This is a genomic window from Caballeronia grimmiae, assembly GCF_022879615.1.
GTDB classification, from domain to species: Bacteria; Pseudomonadota; Gammaproteobacteria; order Burkholderiales; family Burkholderiaceae; genus Caballeronia; species Caballeronia grimmiae.
On sequence record NZ_CP084276.1, the window covers coordinates 344,769 to 363,975 of the forward strand.

At 60.0% G+C, this 19,207-nt stretch carries 14 protein-coding genes and 4 pseudogenes; 14 read left to right on the plus strand and 4 right to left on the minus strand.

Going from position 1 to position 19,207, the window contains the following annotated elements; all coding sequences use genetic code 11:
• Window positions 1-415: 415 nt before the first annotated feature.
• The 4 genes and pseudogenes from LDZ21_RS30160 to LDZ21_RS30175 all read right to left on the minus strand — a co-directional run.
• Window positions 416-724 (minus strand): annotated as a pseudogene (locus tag LDZ21_RS30160) (integrase core domain-containing protein); the annotation flags it as partial.
• Window positions 725-740: 16 nt separating this feature from the next.
• Window positions 741-1,826 (minus strand): annotated as a pseudogene (locus LDZ21_RS30165) (IS110 family RNA-guided transposase).
• Window positions 1,827-2,096: 270 nt separating this feature from the next.
• A pseudogene (locus LDZ21_RS30170) lies at window positions 2,097-2,449 on the minus strand (IS3 family transposase); the annotation flags it as partial.
• Between the two features lie 427 nt (window positions 2,450-2,876).
• Complete coding sequence (locus LDZ21_RS30175; RefSeq protein ID WP_244797834.1) at window positions 2,877-5,057, minus strand: SDR family oxidoreductase; 2,181 nt, start codon at window positions 5,055-5,057, stop codon at window positions 2,877-2,879.
• Between the two features lie 467 nt (window positions 5,058-5,524).
• Here LDZ21_RS30175 and LDZ21_RS30180 point away from each other — a divergent pair, with 467 nt between their 5' ends.
• From LDZ21_RS30180 to LDZ21_RS30245, 14 genes and pseudogenes are all read left to right on the plus strand, one after another.
• Complete coding sequence (locus LDZ21_RS30180) at window positions 5,525-6,649, plus strand: glycosyltransferase family 1 protein (protein ID WP_425306871.1); 1,125 nt, start codon at window positions 5,525-5,527, stop codon at window positions 6,647-6,649.
• Complete coding sequence (gene glf, locus LDZ21_RS30185) at window positions 6,637-7,860, plus strand: UDP-galactopyranose mutase (RefSeq protein ID WP_309775621.1); 1,224 nt, start codon at window positions 6,637-6,639, stop codon at window positions 7,858-7,860. The genes LDZ21_RS30180 and glf overlap by 13 nt, the downstream gene beginning before the upstream one ends.
• A gap of 18 nt (window positions 7,861-7,878) precedes the next feature.
• Window positions 7,879-8,197 (plus strand): annotated as a pseudogene (locus LDZ21_RS30190) (transposase family protein); the annotation flags it as partial.
• Between the two features lie 569 nt (window positions 8,198-8,766).
• Window positions 8,767-9,594 carry an ABC transporter permease gene (locus LDZ21_RS30195; protein ID WP_244797836.1) on the plus strand — a complete coding sequence of 276 codons (828 nt, stop codon included), beginning with the start codon at window positions 8,767-8,769 and terminating at the stop codon, window positions 9,592-9,594.
• A gap of 137 nt (window positions 9,595-9,731) precedes the next feature.
• The gene (locus LDZ21_RS30200) at window positions 9,732-10,319 is read left to right on the plus strand and encodes an ABC transporter ATP-binding protein (RefSeq protein WP_280519455.1); all 588 of its coding nucleotides are present in this window, start codon (window positions 9,732-9,734) and stop codon (window positions 10,317-10,319) included.
• Window positions 10,320-10,363: 44 nt separating this feature from the next.
• On the plus strand, window positions 10,364-10,753 hold the full coding sequence (locus LDZ21_RS30205; RefSeq protein WP_244797838.1) for an HAD family hydrolase: 390 nt from the start codon (window positions 10,364-10,366) through the stop codon (window positions 10,751-10,753).
• A complete protein-coding gene (locus LDZ21_RS30210; RefSeq protein WP_244797839.1) occupies window positions 10,744-12,354 on the plus strand; it encodes a protein kinase family protein in 1,611 nt (536 codons plus the stop codon). Before LDZ21_RS30205 ends, LDZ21_RS30210 begins: the two co-directional genes overlap by 10 nt.
• Complete coding sequence (locus LDZ21_RS30215) at window positions 12,284-13,024, plus strand: glycosyltransferase family 2 protein (protein WP_244797840.1); 741 nt, start codon at window positions 12,284-12,286, stop codon at window positions 13,022-13,024. The genes LDZ21_RS30210 and LDZ21_RS30215 overlap by 71 nt, the downstream gene beginning before the upstream one ends.
• Window positions 13,021-14,052 (plus strand): hypothetical protein, encoded by a 1,032-nt coding sequence (locus LDZ21_RS30220; RefSeq protein ID WP_244797841.1) that lies wholly within the window; start codon window positions 13,021-13,023, stop codon window positions 14,050-14,052. Before LDZ21_RS30215 ends, LDZ21_RS30220 begins: the two co-directional genes overlap by 4 nt.
• On the plus strand, window positions 14,049-15,077 hold the full coding sequence (locus LDZ21_RS30225) for a WavE lipopolysaccharide synthesis family protein (protein WP_244797842.1): 1,029 nt from the start codon (window positions 14,049-14,051) through the stop codon (window positions 15,075-15,077). The genes LDZ21_RS30220 and LDZ21_RS30225 overlap by 4 nt, the downstream gene beginning before the upstream one ends.
• A gap of 50 nt (window positions 15,078-15,127) precedes the next feature.
• Entirely contained in the window at window positions 15,128-16,051 is a 924-nt protein-coding gene (locus tag LDZ21_RS30230; protein WP_244797843.1) for a glycosyltransferase, read from the plus strand.
• A gap of 76 nt (window positions 16,052-16,127) precedes the next feature.
• Window positions 16,128-17,153, plus strand: a complete 1,026-nt coding sequence (locus LDZ21_RS30235; RefSeq protein WP_244797844.1) for an acyltransferase — start codon at window positions 16,128-16,130, stop codon at window positions 17,151-17,153.
• A 209-nt stretch (window positions 17,154-17,362) separates the two neighbouring features.
• Window positions 17,363-17,617 (plus strand): hypothetical protein, encoded by a 255-nt coding sequence (locus LDZ21_RS30240; protein WP_244797845.1) that lies wholly within the window; start codon window positions 17,363-17,365, stop codon window positions 17,615-17,617.
• Between the two features lie 1,102 nt (window positions 17,618-18,719).
• Window positions 18,720-18,995 carry a DUF2934 domain-containing protein gene (locus LDZ21_RS30245; protein WP_244797846.1) on the plus strand — a complete coding sequence of 92 codons (276 nt, stop codon included), beginning with the start codon at window positions 18,720-18,722 and terminating at the stop codon, window positions 18,993-18,995.
• The last annotated feature ends 212 nt before the right edge of the window (window positions 18,996-19,207 follow it).

Consider the following 19,207-nt stretch of genomic DNA (forward strand, 5'->3'; position numbering starts at 1 on the left):
AGCTCGCCGCTAGCGTATTCGCAGTCTGTGCCTTGTTCTTCGGTGATGGTTTGCCGGGCGCACGGCTAAACGCGTTCGCTGCCAGTTCTCTCCCTCTGCACGGGGGACACGGCGTTGGCCCCTGCCGAAGTGAACAGGAAAGCTGGTCATAAAAGTGCAGGTGGAGACCAGCGCGCGCGGTGCTGGAGAAAGGAGCGGGACGCAAAAAAACGACCGAGGGCTGGCGACCATTGGTCATTTCGGACGTGTCAGAAATCTTGTGTCTTGAGGCCGGTTAGAAAAAATATCAGCTGATGGCGGCGGTGAAACGCTCGCCGAACAGAATGGCGAACTGATTGACGGCTTGCCGCCAAGTGATAGGCGGCATCTTCCAATCTGAAGCGCACCGGGAATCTCGGAGACGGTTTTACTGGAGTTATGCTGCCATCGGCAGCCCAGCGAATTGCTCATAGTAACGGGCTTCTGCTTCAGAAGGTGGGATGTTGCCGATAGGTTCAAGCAGACGTCGGTGGTTGAACCAGTCGACCCATTCGAGCGTCGCGAGTTCGACTGCCTGCACGTTGCGCCATGGGCCGCGACGGTGAATGACTTCCGCCTTGTAAAGGCCGTTGATCGTTTCGGCAAGCGCGTTATCGTACGAATCGCCCACGCTGCCGACTGACGGTTCGATCCCTGCTTCGGCTAGGCGGTCCGTGTACCGAATGGAAACGTATTGCGACCCGCGGACGCCCTTCTAAAGGTCAAGGGGCAATTTGAGTCTGCGCGATCTCGCGGTTGCGTTGCCGGATTACGTAGTAGACCTCCCGCGCGATATAGCGCTTGAGGCAGCGGATCGCCTCAAGCTTTGAATGCCCCTCGCTGACGCGTTTGGCGACGTAAGCCTTCGTGCGAGCGTCGGTTCTCAAGCGACCGATCGCAATGATGTGCAACGCGCTGTTGGCTGCGCGATCGCCGCCTCGATTTAGTCAATGTCGCGTCACCTTACCGGAAGACGCAGGCACGGGGCTCACGCCACAAAGGGCGGCGAAGCTGGCCTCCGACTGAAGGCGACCGCAGTTGTCGCCGGCGGTCAACAATAGTTGCGAGGCCGACTCGTAACCAATCGAATTTCGCGAGACAAGATCTGGGGCAAGTTCGTCCACGAGCGTCGCGATCATGACGTCGAGGTCGGCAATCTCGTCGTGCAGCTCCAGATACCGACGTCCCAGTGACTTCAGCGCAATTCGGCATGCGGACGTCAGGTTGCGATAGTCGGACAGATCCGGACGCCACGCAGCCAATGTTCGGATGAGCTGCATTCGTGTCATCGCGCGTAGTGATTCACGTGACTCATCGGGCGCGCTGACGATGGTACTGTGAATTAACTGCAAAGCAACGCGCCGCGCCGAAATGGCCGTCTTCCGACAGACTTTCAGAACGCGTAGCGATTCAATCATGCCATCGCGCGTCTTGGGCGTGACCGTACGCACACCGGCGAAGGCAGCATGAGCCGCGTTGTGGGCATCCAGCGTATCGTCCTTGCCACGTTTGCGCCGGTCGCTTTTATCCGGCGCGGTCACCTCCAGCACGGTAACTTGGGCCTGCTTTAGGTAGCGCAGTAAGCCTGCGCCATAGCTCCCGGTGCACTCCACGCCGACCCGCACAAGCTCACCGAATGAGCGCATCCAAAGCAACATCTGCTTGTACCCGTGCCGCGCGGTTGGGAAGGATTCGCTGCCGAGAAGGCGATCATGTTCGTCAACGACAGCCGGGAAATACAGATCTTTATGCGTATCAACGCCGCCTACAATGCTGCGAGGGCCAGCAGTATTATGTTCTTCGTTCATACAGCCTTGCTCCGGTTGCGATGCGATATAGGCAATCTCACCGGCATCGAGTACCTGGACAAGACAGTAAAGTGACAGGGCGTCAGGCCCTTCTTCGGTCACACGTATCGACGTGGTGAAACCTCGCCGCGCGGCAGCTCCAGACGACCGACGGGTCCAGGGAAAGACATTGAGTCGATCGTAATGCGGGTCAGGTCGCCCGGAACGCTCTACGGCACCAGACCTCCCCGAAAGCCCCTTGTTTCGAACGGTGACCGGCCGGAAACATCTGGTACGCGCTGAATTTGACACTCTCCAGCCTACGATGCGTCGCGCGAACACATCGATGATGAGGGCAACGTAGGTAAAGCCTTGCAAGGTGGCCACGAAAGTGAAGTCGGTCACCCATAGCTCGTCCGGCCTTGACGCTTTGAATTGCGCTGCACATGATCAAGAGGACAGGGTGCATTTCGCTCGCTAACGGTGGTCCGAATCGATCTGCCGCGCCGCACGCCCTGCAGCCCGAGCCGCTTCATCAGTCGCTCGACCGTACACCGTGCGAGCTTGAATCCTTCGCGCAACAGCTGCCGCCAGACCTTGCGTGCGCCATATACGCGAAAGTTCTCCTCCCATACACGCCGGATAGTCCCAAAGCGGAAGGTGTGCGCGAACAGGTTGGCCCGACGTTGCATCGTTGAGCCCGTCAGACGTGAACAGGATGCAGCGATACAAGTCGCAAACCAACAGAAAAATGCTCGGCCGAGAGGACCAACGAATAGAGCTGTCCAACGAATTCCAAGCCGAGTTCCTTCGCACTACCAGCTACCTCTCTTCTAGGATCGATGTCTTGCGAGAATTGTCTCCGCCATCGATATGTCTCCAGTAAAGTAGATATAACTTGCGCGTCGATCCAGCGATGGCCGAGGAACAAATGCGACGGATGCGCCACACGGCCGTCGCCTGCGAAAATCGTCGTGGCGCAGCATCGCGCGCTGCGAGGGGCCAGCAGCAACGGGCCGGTATCAATCGTGACAGCACTTCAATCACCCGTCCCGAGCGGATTACTCCCCGCTAGCCGGTTTGTCTGCCGTTTCCATCGACGTCATAACCCGCAACTTGGCTGTTGCCAACGAGCGAAGCCCAGTCTCCGATGCAGCGGCGAAGCGCATCGTCGAGTGTCGGCAACACGGCCGCCCTTTGGCTCGCAAGGGCGCGATAGAGTGGCTGCGGCGCGGCCGAATGCATGGACGCGACCTTGCGCGCCTCGATGAGGCTCGTATCGAGACCGGCGAGGCTGGCCGCCTGAACCGCAAATTCGAAGCATGTAAAGGCGCCGCGATTGCTCAGATGCACGACGCCAGATTCACGATCAATCAGCAGATCGAGGCACGCGTGCACGAGGTCGGGCGCATACGTCGGCGAGACGGTCACATCCTTCGCGGCGACAAAGGAGCGGTCGTCGGCGAGTGCGCGCAAGGCGCGGTCCAGAAAGTCTGGGCTCGTCCACAGCCCGAAGACAGGACCGGTTCGAACGACGAGCGCCTCCGGAAAGCACCGCAGCACTTCACGCTCGGTCTGCGTCATGCAACGGCCCAGGCGATTGAGTGGACTCACGTCGTCTGTCTCGACGTAAGGGTGCGTCGCGCGTCCGTCGAAGACGAAGTCACACGAAAACCCCAGATATTCGATGCCGCGTGCGGCGCACGCCTTGGCAAGCGCGGCTGCCGTGTTCGCTATCGTTCCAAGATGATCAGTTGTACCGCGCTCGGCTTCTTCGGCATCCACCGGATCCATGGCGTTAATGACCGCCCAGGGTTCAAACGTGCCGATGGCATCACTACCCAGCAAGTCGTCCGCCGACACGGTGGCGTATCGCAAGTCGCGCTCTGCGCAGAGGGTGGCGAAGAGTTGCGCCAGCGCGCCGTCGCCGACGACGAGTATCGGTGCGGGCGTGTGCGTCTGGTCGCCAGAGCGCGCGGGTGCTTCAGACTCTCGGAGGGCGCCGAATGCGTCGAACACGACCGGCTCGCAGAGAAAGCGCCCCGGACGGCGCCACCACCCCGTGCCGCGCAGGACGGGATGTTCGTGCGGACGACCAGCGGCAAGGTCGCGCATGAGCGCGGCGACAGCCGTTTCGCGCGGCTCGTGTCCGCGCACGTCGAATGCGCCCGATTCGTAGTAGCCGCGCTCTTCCGTGACGAGGCAGTTCCAGTCGTACGAGCCGAGCAGCGCCCACACCGTCACGGCGCGCACGTCAGCGCCTTCTTCGCGTGCTTCGCTCGCGGCGGTCCATATCTCATGTAGCCAGCGCAACTGGTCCTGACGCGTCGAGTCGATATGCGCTTCCGTGACTGCGAGCGGCAAGCGATACCGCTGCCACGCTTCGTCGATGACCGTCCGTATGCCCTGCGGCGGATGCGCGAGGGCGCGCGCCGCTTCAATGTCGGCGAGGCGCTGGCCGTACCATTCGCACCGGTACGCTTGCGGATACTGATGAGTCCGGTGATCGAGCCAGCGTTCGCTCGTGATGTAGTAGTTGATGCCGACGATATCCGGCGGGCACGGATTGTCGACGAACCACAGGACATCTTCTTCCGCGACGCCCGCATCCATGATGTATCGCCACAGCGCATGTCCCGGCATCACCTTGCCGCAGAGCAGATCCCACGAAAGCCAGCGCCGCTCGTTGTAAAAGTTGACGAGCCCGGCCATCGCCGGCGTGCCTTGCGTCTTGCCGAGATCGTCGGTCTGAACGAGCTTCGCGTGCGGGTTGATGTTGCGCACTTCGCGCATCGCGTGCACCGTGGCCTTGCATTGATTGATGAGCGCCTCGAGATACGTCCGGTCGTTGGTGCCGTGCGGATGCCAGACACCGTATAGCCCGCTGAATCGCGCGGTGGTGTTCGGCTCGTTCACCGGCGTGTAGTACGAAAGCCACGGATAGCGCTCAGCGACCGCTCGTGCGAATTCCGCGAGCCTGCTTGCAAAGTGAGGGTCGAGCAGTCCGCCGGGCAGCGGCCCGCTTCCATGATGCAAGAGGCCCGCTATCGGCTCGACGCCCAATGCGCGAAGCGTCGGCAAGCGCGCATCGAGCCATGACCAGTCGGCTTCGTCGATACTCGACGGCGCCGTTCTTTCCCACAGCACCGGATAGCGCAGCGCCCGTATGCCCAGCGAGGCGAAACGCTGAAGATCGTCTTCCCGCGTCGCATGTCCGTTACGGTCCAACTGGCTGAAGAAGATATCGCGCACTCGGTTGATTGTGCATTCCAGTCCTCCCCACAGAACCAGCCGATCATCCATATCGAGCACCCCAAAAATTAGTACGACGTGAGAGCGTTTCCATGACGCAGTCAGCACTCGCTATGCCCTCGCCCTGCGCGATCAGTGTTTGCCCCAAGCACGCTCACGCTGGAACAACGATTGCCGCTTATGTCGCAAATTTGTCAGCAAGCGCGACGACACGCGCATGAGGGCCTTGCCGGACTCTGCGTGTGAGCCGCCGCGTGCGCGATGCGTAGCGTCACCCGGCTTCAACGCGAGGCGAAAGCAGCCGAGCTTCGGATCTCACCGACGCAATCGATGAAGTCCGGGCGGATTTCCGCCCAGCAGTTACTTCCGGAGGCACTCCCTTGCGCGAGACTCAAGCCCGGTCAGAACCCCCAGCCGCCACCGCGGCCGGGTCCGCAGACAGTCCGTCGACGCACGTTCGCCCGCGCATCTCCATCGCGCGATCGGGCCTGCCGCAGACGTTCCTGTGCCTCTCGCACCTTCGCTGGAACTTCGTGTATCAGCGACCGCAACACTTGCTCTCTCGCATCGCGACGCAGGCGGAAGTGCTCTTCTTCGAAGAGCCTCGACCAACAGATACCGCCGCCCCGTTTCTCGACGTTCGGACTACGGATGAAGGCATTCGCGTGCTGACGCCGTGGCTTCCTTCCGGCTTCACGCAGGAAGAGGAAGAGCGCGCGCAACGCGCGCTGCTCGACGCGTATCTGTCCGACACGCGTACATGGGATCTCGGTCTCTGGTACTACTCGCCGATGATGCTAGCTTTTACCGATCATCTCGCCGCAAGGCTCATTGTGTATGACTGCATGGACGAGCTTTCGGCGTTCAGGAACGCGCCGCCGCAGCTCACCGAGCGCGAAACGCGGCTCATGCGCAAGGCGGATGTCGTCTTCACCGGCGGCCAGAGCCTCTATGAGTCGAAGCGGCGTTTTCACCATAGCGTGCATGCGTTTCCGAGCAGTGTCGATGTCGCGCATTTCGAGAAGGCGCGCGGGCCGCTTTCCGAGCCTGATGACCAGATGCCGATACCGCGCCCGCGTCTCGGCTTCTATGGCGTGCTCGACGAGCGCTTTGACGCCGCGCTGATCGGCGCGCTCGCCGCTGCGAGGCCGGACTGGCAGTTCGTCATGCTCGGTCCCGTGGCGAAGATCCGGCCCGCTGATCTGCCGCAAGCGCCGAACATTACTTATCTTGGCCAGAAGTCCTACGACGATCTGCCGCGCTATCTCGCCGGCTGGGACGTCGCGCTGATGCCTTTCGCGATCAGCGAGGCTACGCGCTATATCAGCCCGACGAAGACGCCGGAATATCTCGCGGCAGGCCGCCCAGTGGTATCGACGCCTATCGCCGATGTGGTGTCGCGCTATTGCAAGAGCGGCGTGGTCCGCATCGCCGATGACGCGGTCGCCTTCGAGCGTGCCATCGAAAGAGCGCTCGTGGACGGAAAGGACCGCGCAGCATTCATCGGCCGCGTCGAAGCGGTGCTGGCCGGAACATCGTGGGACAACACGTGCGCCGCAATGCTCGCCGAGGTGAAAAAATGCGCATCCTAGGGACGACAGCAAACGGATCTTCTAATTCCGGCTCGAGCGGTCATCCGTCCCAGCCCGATGCGCGCCGACAGCAACGCAAGGGCTTCGATTATTTGATCGTCGGCGCGGGTTTCGCGGGCAGCGTGATGGCCGAGAGGCTCGCGAGCGAGTACGGCCAGCGCGTTCTGCTCATTGACCGGCGCCCGCATATTGCAGGCAATGCCTACGACGAGTACAACGCGGACGGCATTCTGATTCATCGTTACGGGCCGCATATCTTCCACACGAACGCACGTCGCGTACTGGATTATCTATCGCGTTTCACGGCATGGCGACCGTACCGGCATCGCGTGCTCGCGTCCGTCGACGGCATGCTTGTGCCGGTGCCGATCAATCTGACCACCCTCAATCGCCTCTATTCGCTCGACCTTTCGCCGCAGCAGGCGGAGGCGTTTCTCGCAGCGCGCGCCGAGCCGCTAGACGAAATCAGGACATCTGAAGATGTGGTGGTGAGCAAGATCGGCCGCGAACTCTACGAGAAGTTCTTTCGCGGATACACCCGCAAGCAATGGGGCATGGACCCGTCGGAACTGGATCGCTCGGTGACTTCACGCGTGCCGGTGCGCACGACGGCCGACGACGGCTACTTCAACGACGAGTATCAGTGCATGCCGCTCGCAGGTTATACACGCATGTTCCAGAAGATGCTGGCGCATCCGAATATCAAGGTCATGCTCAATACCGACTATCGAGAGGTCCGCGAGGAGGTGACTTATCGCAAGCTCGTCTATACGGGGCCCATCGACGAATACTTCGATCACTGTCTCGGGAAACTGCCTTATCGCTCGCTCGCATTCCGGCACGAAACGCTCGATCAGGAGCATTTTCAGTCGCTTGCCGTGGTGAATTACCCGGCCGAGGAAAAGCCTTACACGCGCATCACGGAGTACAAGTATCTGACGGGCCAACAGCACGCAAAAACCAGCATCACGTACGAGTACCCGAGCGACGAAGGCGACCCTTATTATCCGATCCCGCGGCCAGCGAACGCGGAGTTGTTCAAACGCTACGAGGCGCTCGCGGAGGCGCATCGGGAAGTCATCTTCGCGGGTCGGCTCGGAAGCTACCGCTACTACAACATGGATCAGGTGGTGGCTCAGGCGTTGAGCCTCGTCGAGCGCATCGCCGCGGCGGAGGGATTTGGAACTCGCGCTGCGGTCGCTACCGTCTGATTCTTTCAACGATTAGGGGCTATTCCGCGCATCAACGGGAAGCGTGGCAGACCACTATCGAAGCCTGGGGTCGTTCAAGCCGACATAGGCTACGATCGACAAATATCGACGTCCACTGCATGCCGCCGGCATTGCAACCGAAATTGCTCCACGCGGTGAGCCTCATGATAGCGGGCGGCGCAAAACACGCTGGGGCGTGGAGCGGACCATTTAGTGGCTTCAAATGTTCCGCCGACTGCGCATCCGCTTCGGACGGCTCGCTTCCATACACGAGGCTTTCCTCAAAATCGCTTGCTGCATCATATGCTGGCGACCGCTGCAAAAGTCGTTCTGTTAGCGTCCCGACGTGGCGCAGAGCTTATAACAACGTGTCAAAAATCACTCGCGTCGACGGAATTTCGCGTTCTTCAGTTATCGGCCCGGTTGTCACTTACTGAACCGAATTGTGCGTCGTGCAGCGCCATGCTACCGTCGCGTCGCTTTGGGAAGTGAAAGTCCTTCCAGCGACGGTCCAAAGGTAGGTTGGACGGAGAACCGTAGCTCTGCACTTTTGTAGCAAGCGGCAGATTCAGTCATCTGGCGGCACTATCGCGTCATCGCGGCCCCGCAGGCGAGCGCGCCGCTTCTTCTTTCCCCATTGCTGCGACGAGCAAACCGCGTCAGCGGCTTGGTCGCCGACTGAGGTCGTCGGGTTTGTTACATCGGAATCCGACGGGCGCGTGAGATCGCCGGACCGCCGCTGACCGCTGCGGAGCACTGGGAGGTTTTTCGATCTGGCGCCTCGAGCGCGGCACACCGATTGCGAAACTGTCATAAATTGAAAACGCGCCAGACGAGCATAAGTTTCGAACTCGACCTCTCAGCGTTGCAGCGCCAACTGAATTCGTTAGAAGCTAACTGCAACAGATGACAGCCACCGACAACGCTGACACTTTTAGAACAGACGTGCAACGGTCCGCGACTATCGTTAGCGACCTTCAGCAAACGCTTAACGCTGCCCGCGTCATTCTTTTCCTGGCATGGAGCGACGTTCGATCCCGCTACAAGCGAACTATTTTGGGCCCTTTGTGGCTGACGCTTGGCACGCTGCTGGGAACCGCGGGCCTGGGGTACATCTGGAGCGAGCTCTTTCATCTGGACAGAGCCACGTTCGTCCCTGCGCTGACAAGCGGGCTGATTGTCTGGCAGTTTCTCTCGGGCTGCATCACAGAGGCACCGACGACTTTCAATCGTCAGGCGGGCATCATCCGGAATATGGAAGTGCCGCTATCGATTCATCCCGCGCAGATGGTGACAAAACACTTCATCAACCTGCTTCATACCGCGCCCGTGTTCGTCGTCGTCGCGGTCCTGATGAACGTGCACGTTGGATGGCCGACGCTGCTTTTCATACCTTGCCTGTTGCTCGTCACGGCCAACCTTGCGTGGATCACGTTCCTGCTTAGCATTCTCGGCGCGCGTTTTCGCGACCTCGAATATCTAGTGGCCGCCGTGATGCCGCTACTCATGTTCCTGAGCCCGGTGATGTATCGGCCGAACTTTCTGCCGATCAGCGGGCACTTGTTGTGGTTCAACCCCCTATCGCATCTTATTGAGCTGCTGCGCTATCCGCTTCTCGGCACCATCCCGCCGGGCTTCATCGTCTGGACGAGCATCGGTATGGCGGTCGTTGGGTGGGGCGTGGTTCTGATCCTGTTCCATCGCGTTCACTCGCGCATTGCGTTCTGGATCTAACGATGACGCATCTGCAATTTGACCGAGTGACCGTGCGCTATCCGGTTCACAACAATCGGACGAAATCGCTTCGGAATAACCTGGTGCGCATCAGTACCGGTGGCAGGCTTGACTCGGAGTCTGGACGCATACAAGTGGTGACCGCGCTCGATGACGTGAGCTTCGAGTTCCGCGAGGGCGATGCGGTCGGGCTTATCGGACACAACGGGGCGGGCAAGAGCACGATGCTACGGACGATGGCAGGCGTGTACAAACCGACGCACGGGGCAGTCAGGCGCCGCGGCAGAACAGCGACGGTGCTTGAACTGGGCGCGGGCATCGACCCCGAACTGAGCGGCTACGAGAACATCACCCGCATGGGCGTGCTGCTGGGCATGAGCATCGCGGAAACGAAAGAGCGAATCAGCGAGATCGAACGCTTCACGCAACTCGGCAACTTCCTGCAGTTGCCCGTGCGCATGTATTCGTCCGGGATGGCGACGCGTCTCATGTTCGCAGTCGCGACGTCTACTCGGCCGGACATTCTGCTCGTCGATGAAGTCTTCGGCGCAGGTGATGCCGAGTTTCAGGAGCGAGCAAAGGAACGTATGTCTCGCCTCATTAGCAGCGTTGGCATTTTCGTTTTTGCTTCGCACGATCACGAATTAATCCGCACCTACTGCAATCGCTTCCTGCGTCTGGAGCATGGCAGGGTGATCGAAATAGACCGGCGCAACGTGGGCTAATTGCCCGTATGCATCTGCAATTTCCGGACGATAAGGGGCCGACGGTGAAGAGACTCATAGTTGATCTCGACCATACGATCACCTCGGGTGCGCCCGACGGGTATGCGCACGCGGTGCCGAATAACGCCGTGATTGACCAGCTGCGCCGTTACAGGCGCGACGGCTTCACGATCGTCGTATGCACCAGCCGCTCGATGCGTACGTACGAAGGCAACATCGGGAAGATCAATGCGAACACGTTGCCGATCGCGGTTGACTGGCTTCGTCAACATGACGTGCCGTTCGACGAGATCTATGTCGGCAAGCCGTGGTGCGGTCACGAAGGCTTTTATATCGACGATCGCGCGGTGCGTCCGTCTGAGTTCGTCTCCATGTCGTACGCGGAAATCGAGCAGATGCTCAACAAGGAGAAGGAGACGCCGTCATGCTCTTGATCCTATCGGGCGAATATGTCGAATCGGAACTCGCTTCCGAGTTTGGCAGGATACCGCCCAGCTTTCTCCCGGTTGGCAATCGCCGGCTCTACACTTACCAACTTGCTCGACTCGCGGACCGATACGAGCGCGCGCATATGACCTTGCCTGCGGACTACGACGTCGACAACATCGACTTCGCGTATCTGGATGCGGCCGGCGTTGCGGTCTTCAGAACGCCGGCGGGCATCTCGCTCGGGGCGGCGGCTTTGACCGTGCTCGCGGAGACACGGCTCGAAGGCCGCATCGACATCGTGTTCGGCGATACGCTCGTCACCGAACCACTGCCGGAGCACTCTGATTGGCTCGCCGTTGGCGAATCGGACGAGAATTATCGCTGGCATCACGAGCGGCGCACCGCTGGACTGTCCGACAAGGTATGGGTCGGCATGTTCTCGTTTTCCAACGCGGTCGCGCTGCGACGGCTGCTTGCTTCGGGTCTCTCGTTCATTGAAGCGATCGAAGCATACTCGTCTTCGGTACATGCGCTCGAGTTGGTCAACGTTCGGGGCTGGCTGGATTTCGGCCACGTTCATACGTATTTCGCATCGAAGCGCCACATCACGACGCAGCGCCACTTCAATGACATCGCCGTCGCGGATGGCGTGCTTCGTAAGTCGAGCGGCGACTCGCGCAAGATACTCGCAGAAGCAAGCTGGTTCGAGAATGCGCCCCCAACGGTGCGTGCGTTTCTGCCGAACCTGATCGAAGTTGGAAGCGGCGAACAGATCTTCTATTCGCTCGAATATTTGCCGCTTGCCGCGCTCAACGAGTTATACGTGTTCGGCTGCCTGCCCGAGAAAGTCTGGACAAAGATCTTCCGCGCCTGCGATACGTTCTTCACTGCGTCCGGGAAGCTCCCGGTGCCGCCAGAAGCGAGGCTTGATCGACAGGAACTCGATGCGCTGTATCGCGGCAAAACGCTCTCTCGGCTCGAGAAATTCGGCGCCGAAACGGGTGTGTCCCTGCGCGACAGTTGGATCATCAATGGCGAGCCCGTGCCGGGTCTCATGGACATGGCAGAAGAAGCAAGCAGCGCCGTGCTGGCCTCGACGCGCCACGTGAGCGCGTTCATCCACGGCGACTTCTGCTTCAGCAATGTCCTCTTCGACTTCAGAGGCGGCAAGGTGAAGCTGATCGATCCACGCGGCTTGAACAGCAGTGGCGAACTCACGGTCTTCGGCGACTTTCGTTACGACGTCGCGAAGCTCGCTCATTCGGTCCTCGGGCTCTATGACTTTATCATCGCCGGGCGATGGGATGGCGCGATCGAAGGACGCAAGGTCCGCTTCGAGCTTCCGATGCAAGCGACCCACGAAGTGCGCGACGTCTTCGCGTCCACGCTCTTTCGCGGCCGCACGCCCGCCGAGTGGGACTGCTATCCCATCATGGTGCTGCTTTTCCTCTCGATGCTCCCGCTTCACGCCGACGATGAGAGGCGTCAGGCGGGACTGATGTCCAATGCGTTGCGCCTCTATTTGGAATGGAAAAATGATTGTGATACCTATGGCCGGCAACAGCAGCCGGTTCTACAAGGCAGGCTACATACGGCCCAAATATGAGCTGGAGGTCGGCGGGCGCACGCTTTTCGAACTGACGGTCGGATCGTTCGAAGCGTACTTCGCGTCCGAAGCGTTCGTCTTCGTCGTGCGTCAGGACTTCGCGGCCACACGCTTTGTCGATGAGATGAGCCGTGCAATGGGAATCGCGAGCTATCACATCGTGGAGCTTCATGCGCCGACGCGCGGACAAGCCGAAACCGTACTCGCGGGCATCGAGGATGCCGATCGTGCTTCGGACGAGCGGCTAGTCGTGTTCAACATCGACACCATAAGACCGGGGTATCGCATCCCTGAGGAAGTCGCGCACGCCGACGGCTATCTGGAAGTGTTTCGGGCCGAAGGCGATCACTGGTCGTTCGTGCGGCCTGCGTCGGCCGACAGTCACGTCGTTATTGAAACGACGGAGAAGCGGCGCATTTCAGACCTGTGCTGCACGGGACTCTATTTCTTCAGCGCGGCATCCGATTTTGTTTCCGTCTGCCGCGAAGCCATGGCGCGTTACGGCGAGTTCGAAGAGCAGTGGCGCGAGCTTTACATCGCGCCGATGTACAACACGCTCATCGAACGAGGAAAGCGCATCGTGTATCACGAAGTGCCGGCGTCAGACGTGCTGCTTGCCGGCACCCCCGAAGAATACGTTGCACTCGCGCAGCAGGAGGTACAGGCATGAGCATTTACGTGTCGCTGCCGGTTCATGAAGCGCCGCTCGTCGTCGCAGACCAGCTGGGTAACTTCGCGCGCTTTTTTCCGCAAGCGTGCGTCGTGCTTCATGTGTCGCGCAGCGGCAGACTCGACGAGGCGAGCCTCAACGCCGCGCTAACAAGCCAGGGCTGCGACAACTTCCTGATCAACCCCGCGCATGAAAGCACGCGCTGGGGCAGCATCTTCCGCGCGCATCTTTCGAACATCGCATTCATTCGCTCGCGCGGCGATGCATCGCACGTCTGCTTTCATGCGTCCAACGACATGCTCGTCGCGCCGGGCCTCGCCGAGCATATCGCGCGGCACGGACGCGGCTATAACGTCCGGCCGCTCACGCCAGGAAGTTACTGGTGGGTCAGCCCGAAGGCGCGTGCAGATGCCGAGCTCGACGCGCTCCGCAAGCGCTTAGGGAAGTGTCCGCTCGTCGGATCGCAAATCGAAGGCGCATTTTATGAGGCTGACACATTGTTCGAGCTCGCCGATATCGCCAGCGGTGCGCATCCGGGTGTGGCCGGCTATCCGCTGGAGGAAGTCGTCTTTCCGACGATTGCCCATGCAATCGGCGCCAGCCCTCGCATCACGCCGTATGTGTACTCCGAGACGCATGTATTCGACCGCACGTACTGGCGCTTCCTGCAAGAATTCGAATGGCTTTTTGGAAACAACTGGAAGCGCGCGCGTGGGCTTAGGCACTGCGTTGAATATGCGTTCATCAAGACGCCCTACTACCGCCTGAGCCCGGGCATGATCCGCGTCATCGCGCAGATGAGCCGGGGCGTGCCCGACAGCGCGATCGACGAAGTGCGCGTTGCTCGTCGCCTGGAAAAACTGCAATGGATGAACGACGGAGACAGCACATGGAAAGTCTTCGACCGGCATTCGCTTTACGGCGTCAAGCGCGTGCCGCGCACGCTCGATAACCCGCTGCGGCATTTCATCCGCCAGCTTCCATCAGCCCGCGCTTTGAGCGCGCATGAACGGCCCGCCTCATCATGAAGACAAGCGACATCACCGTGGTGTTTCAGGGCGCCGTCAAGCCGTATGTCGGCGCGGACCGTGACTCGTTTCGCGAGAACGTTCGCCAGACGCGCAGAGCTTTGCCGAACGCCGACATCATCGTCTCGACGTGGAAAGGCGCGGAGTTTCCGCGGGGACTGCTCGCTGATGCCGTCATCGAGTCCGATGATCCGGGCGCGCTGCCCGGCATCAAATACGACTCGCCCAAGGCGAACAACGTGAACCGGCAAATCGTCTCGACACTCGCGGGGCTCGAATCGGTTCGAACACCTTACGTTGTGAAGCTGCGCACCGACAGCATGCTGGAACATGCTGGTTTCCTCGACTTCGCCAAGACGATCTATCAGCGCGACGGAAGGGATACGCGCATTATCGCGAGTTCGTTCTTCACGCTCGATCCCACCATCTTCGAGCGCCTGCCGTTTCATATCAGCGACTGGTTTCACTTCGGCCACACGGATAGGCTGCTGCAATACTGGAGCGCCCCGCCCGTGACGCCCGCCGATGCCAGCTGGTACGACCGCGAGCGTCACCTGGCAAGCTCGACCTTCTTCGAGCGCAACTTTCGCGCGCGCTTCGCGGTTGAGCAGCATTTGTGCATGCATTACGCCTCGCAGCACGGCTATGTAGTGCCGCAATTGCTGAATGATGCCAACCCGGATGTGCTGGCTTCCTTCGAGCGCTTCGTCGCGAACGAGACCTTGATCCTCGACCCATGGCAAATCGGACTACGCATGCCCAAGTACGAATGGGTGAGCGCATCGCTGTTTCAGCGGATCAATACGCTGATGCATCTGGACTGGCTCGCTATCTCGGGCAGCGCGCCGCTCGACGACAGCAGCAAAGAGGCCATGCTTAGGCTCATCGAACGACGCCGGAAACTCAAGAGCGCCGCGCGAATGGGATTTCGGGCGAGCCGGCCACTGCATCGGTTGATGTTTTCAACGCAACGCGGATTTCCTTTGCGACGCGCGGCCGTGCTGTTGCTAGGACGACTGCAATGACAACGAGACGAGAGGACACCGTCCGTCTTAGCTCAACAAGGCCATGCACCATGAAGATCACTGCCGTCGTCGTCACGCGTAATCGTCCCGCCCTGCTCGCACGCGTGCTCGATGCCTTGAGCGGACAGAGCTTGCGCCCCGATGAAGTCATCGTGTTCGATAATGCGAGCGATGAACCAACGCGCGACATGTTGAACAAGAGGCGCGACGTAAGCGTGCTGCGAAGCGACTACAACATCGGTGGCGCGGGTGGCTTCGCGCGTGGCTTGCAGCAAGCCTTGGCCCGTGGCGCCGACTGGGTGTGGCTGCTCGATGACGATGCGGTTCCTCATCTCGATGCGCTCCAGCGCCTCGTGGCGGCGAGAGCGTCGCTGCCCGCCGACGTCGGCGCGCTGTGTCCATCGGTCGACGAGTTCGGCGCGCTTGCGTTGCAACATCGCCGCTATTTCGACAGCTTGTTCGGGCGCGAGCGGACGGTTGCAGCATCGGCTTATAAAGACTCTGCCATTCGCATAGACACCGGTTCCTTCGTGGGGTTTCTGGCCGATGCTCGCGCGGTATGGGCCGCCGGACTGCCGCGTGCGGATTACTTCGTTGCGTATGACGACACGGAGTTCTCGTTGCGGCTCAAGGCCGTCGGCTTCTCGGTGTGGCTCATTCCCGAGAGCCGCATCGACCATTTGCGGGAGGTCGGTGCGCGTCTTCGCAATCACGCGTTCGGGCCACGGCATTACTACAACGTGCGCAACCGGATCGCGGTGTCGAGCCAGTATGCGCGGTGGCCGCTTCTGGCGGCGCTCAGGGCGTCCGTGGTCGGCCTTGCGCTGTGGATGATCTCGAGCCATCCGTGGCAGGTAAAAAGCATGGAGATGCTCTTTCGCGCGCTTGCAGACGGGCATCGCAGAAGGCTTGGCGAGCTGCATGCATCGACCGAACCGGCCGACGGTGCGACCGTGCGCACGACCAGCTACTGAGACGGCCATCATGGCAGAAGCATCGTCGTTTGCGGTGCAAGAACGCGATGCCGTATCGCGAAGCGGATCGCGCAGCGTGCAACTGGATCTGGCACGATCGCTTGCGACGATCGTCGTGGTCATGATCCATCTGAACGATCGCATCTTCGATCCGATTGCGCCGGTGGCAACGCATGGGCAGTGGATGCTGCATGCGGTGCTCAATGCGATCGGCAGACTCGCGGTGCCCGTGTTCTTCATGATTTCCGGCAGCCTCGTTCTTGCGAGGGCTGACAGCGGGCATATCCTGCGCTTCTATCGCAAACGCATACCGCAATTCATTGTCCTGCTGATCTTCTATTCGCTCCTGACCAACTATCTCGCGTACCGGATGGGATACGAATCGTCATTCGAGCCGTCTGCCATTCTGTCCGATCTTCTCGCTGGCCGGATGCGGGATGCTTTTCACTTGTGGTTTATACCCGCGCTCATCGGCGTGTACATCGCCGCGCCGTTTATCAACGCGATGCAGCGCGCGGGCGGTGCATGGATTCTCATCTGGTATTGCGTGCTGACGCTGCTGCTGACTGTGTTGCCCTTCACGGTCGGCGCGGTCGCAGCGGGCAGACCGTGGACGGTGGGCGTCGCGCAGTTTTTCGGCTGCTATCTTATGTACTTTGTAGCGGGACATCTGGTCGTCAATGCGCGTTTGGGCGAGCGCGTGCCTACAGCGTGGCTTGTGTTCACGGCGTGCGTCGCGATCATCGCCGCGATTACCGTCCAGTATCGGATGTCTCTGCCCGGCGCACCGTTCGCTCACATGGTGACGGACTACTCTAGCCTATTCACCGTTATTCCGAGCGTTTGCTTGTTCATCACCCTCATGCGCGTGCGGGTCGGCTCGGCTTCCCTTCAGACAGCGGTCGAGCGTTTTAGCAGGCTTGGTTTCGGGATTTATCTCGTTCATCTGGCGATGCTGCATTTCGTGTTGCGTACACTAGAGAGCCACTGGTCCTCAACTTATGGCCTTATGGTGCCGTCGCTGGTGCTGATCGTGATGCTCTCTTATGGCTATTCGTCCGCTATGTCGAAGTTCGCCATCCTCAGGAAGTTGGTGCTTTAGCAGGCCGTTGAAATATCAGTCGTTGGCGCGTTAAGGCGCGTTGCGACGGGTGCTGAACTCGCAGTTCTATGACGCGCGAAGACTTTTTTGAGCGTTCGACGCTGCTCGTGAGTTCACAAGACCTTGCTCTTGGTCGTCGGCGTAGTAGGGCGCCGCGGCCTCGAGCGTGCGTCGTCGTTCCGCCCGCACCTAAATCGACGTGGCCACGCATGACCGAGGATCGCCTGCAAGGATCAATGCTCGAGCGGCTCCCGGCAGAGATTGCACATTACACGCCGCGCGCACAACTTGAATCGGCTACTCGTACTGGGCCGGTCGACGATACGTATCGTGATGATGTGGCGATGACTTGTTACTACAGGTTCCTGCGCAGCCTCGTCGACTTCCGGCCCGCCGCAAATCAAGCTCGTAATTTCGGTGAGGTCAGTCATGTTGAAAGGACCGATGTTTTATTCGAATTTTGAAGACGCGTGAGTATTGCGCGAAAAGACACCGGTTCTTGCGCGACGGGCTCGCCTAGGCTTGTTCGGGAGGCCGGCGTGGTGCTCGCCAGCGCGCGCCGGCGACGACAGCACAATGGGACGTATTGGAGGCGTCAGGTCTTTACTCAAATAACGCCCAGTACCGGGCCTTCCCGGCGTCCGGCCAAAGGTCAAGGGATGACGAGCCTCACTCAATAGTTCTAAGACAATTCTCTGCGTATGCTTGGACTGGTGCCGAACTAATTCCTCAGCCTGTCAAGGCGAATAGCGGACCGAAGCGAGAGACGAGCATAAACTGCCACGCCTGCGCCGAGCGAAGTTGTGAGCAGTATCCATGACGCAGCTAATAGGTATTGAGGAAATGAAGATAACGAAACCTTGTCGGGTAGGAGGCCAACGCTCAACGCTAACGAGGCGGCCGCGAAGGTCGTGCTGAACTTCAAGAACTCCATAGATGCATTGAGTCCCGCTTTCCCCGCCTCGGGTCCAGTGCTCGCCACGACCTCGCACCAAAAGACATACGGACCGTACCGGCTCATTGATACCTCGACCGGCCTTGCTGTGATCCGCCCGACTCGATCAGGAAGCGCAATAGACCTAGCGTTGCTTAGGACCGTCACGACACTAGACTCTAGAAACTCCTCGGTGATGTCCTTCCTTCTAAGCGCTTCGACGACTTGGGCAACATGAGGCTGTGCCGGATTTATGAAAGCCATGCGGGCGTCTCGGTCTACAGGCATTCGGTGCCAATCCTCAAACTTGTCAGCGGTGTCATTGACGAGGGACGAGATGCTGAATCTGTGAGGCGCGTCGTCACGGTTTATGAGACGACGCAAGATCAGCGTTGCTGCGAAGACACCTAAGGCGGAAGCTGCCAAAACGACGAAGGGGCGCTTGACGCTTCTTTGCGGTAACTCCGGACAGTAGCGTCCCGAGCCTTGCATCTCCCCCTTACGGCGACTGCCATGACGAACGGCCCTCAAAAGTTGGATACCCGGTTGCGTCCGGTGAGGCTGTCAAGTGCGGCGGCCATGTATCCGAACACAACGACTTGGCTATCTTCTGATTTCAGTGAGGAAAATGAATGTCAGTGACTTTTAAGGAAGAAGAAGTGCGCGAACGCGCCTACTATCTATGGGAATCAGAAGGACGCTGTGAAGGGCGCGACGACCATTACTGGCATCTGGCCATTGAGCTATTGGAACAGCAGGCTCGCACGGCCTCACCTGCTGCGCGAGAAGGCCAAGTTGCCAACTCCACGATTGCCGCACCCGACAAGTCATCAGCGTTAGCGGACGCAAAGCCGGGCATCGAGTGCCGCCAGCAGGCGAGCGCTGCGGGCGACGCACAGAAGGCGTAAAAGCCAAAACGAAAGGCGGCTGGCGCGACCGTGGGCCGCGCTGATGGCGGAAAGAAGAAAGCGGTGAGGTGACGCGCGCCACCTCATTGCAAAGCATCTGTTACGGTTGCTAACAGTCAACGCGCCTCGCACCCGGCGAAGCCGTTTCAGCGCCGTAACTTCGCATCGCTGCCCACGCGAAATCCATATGGTGCCGCCATCGGATGGCAGCC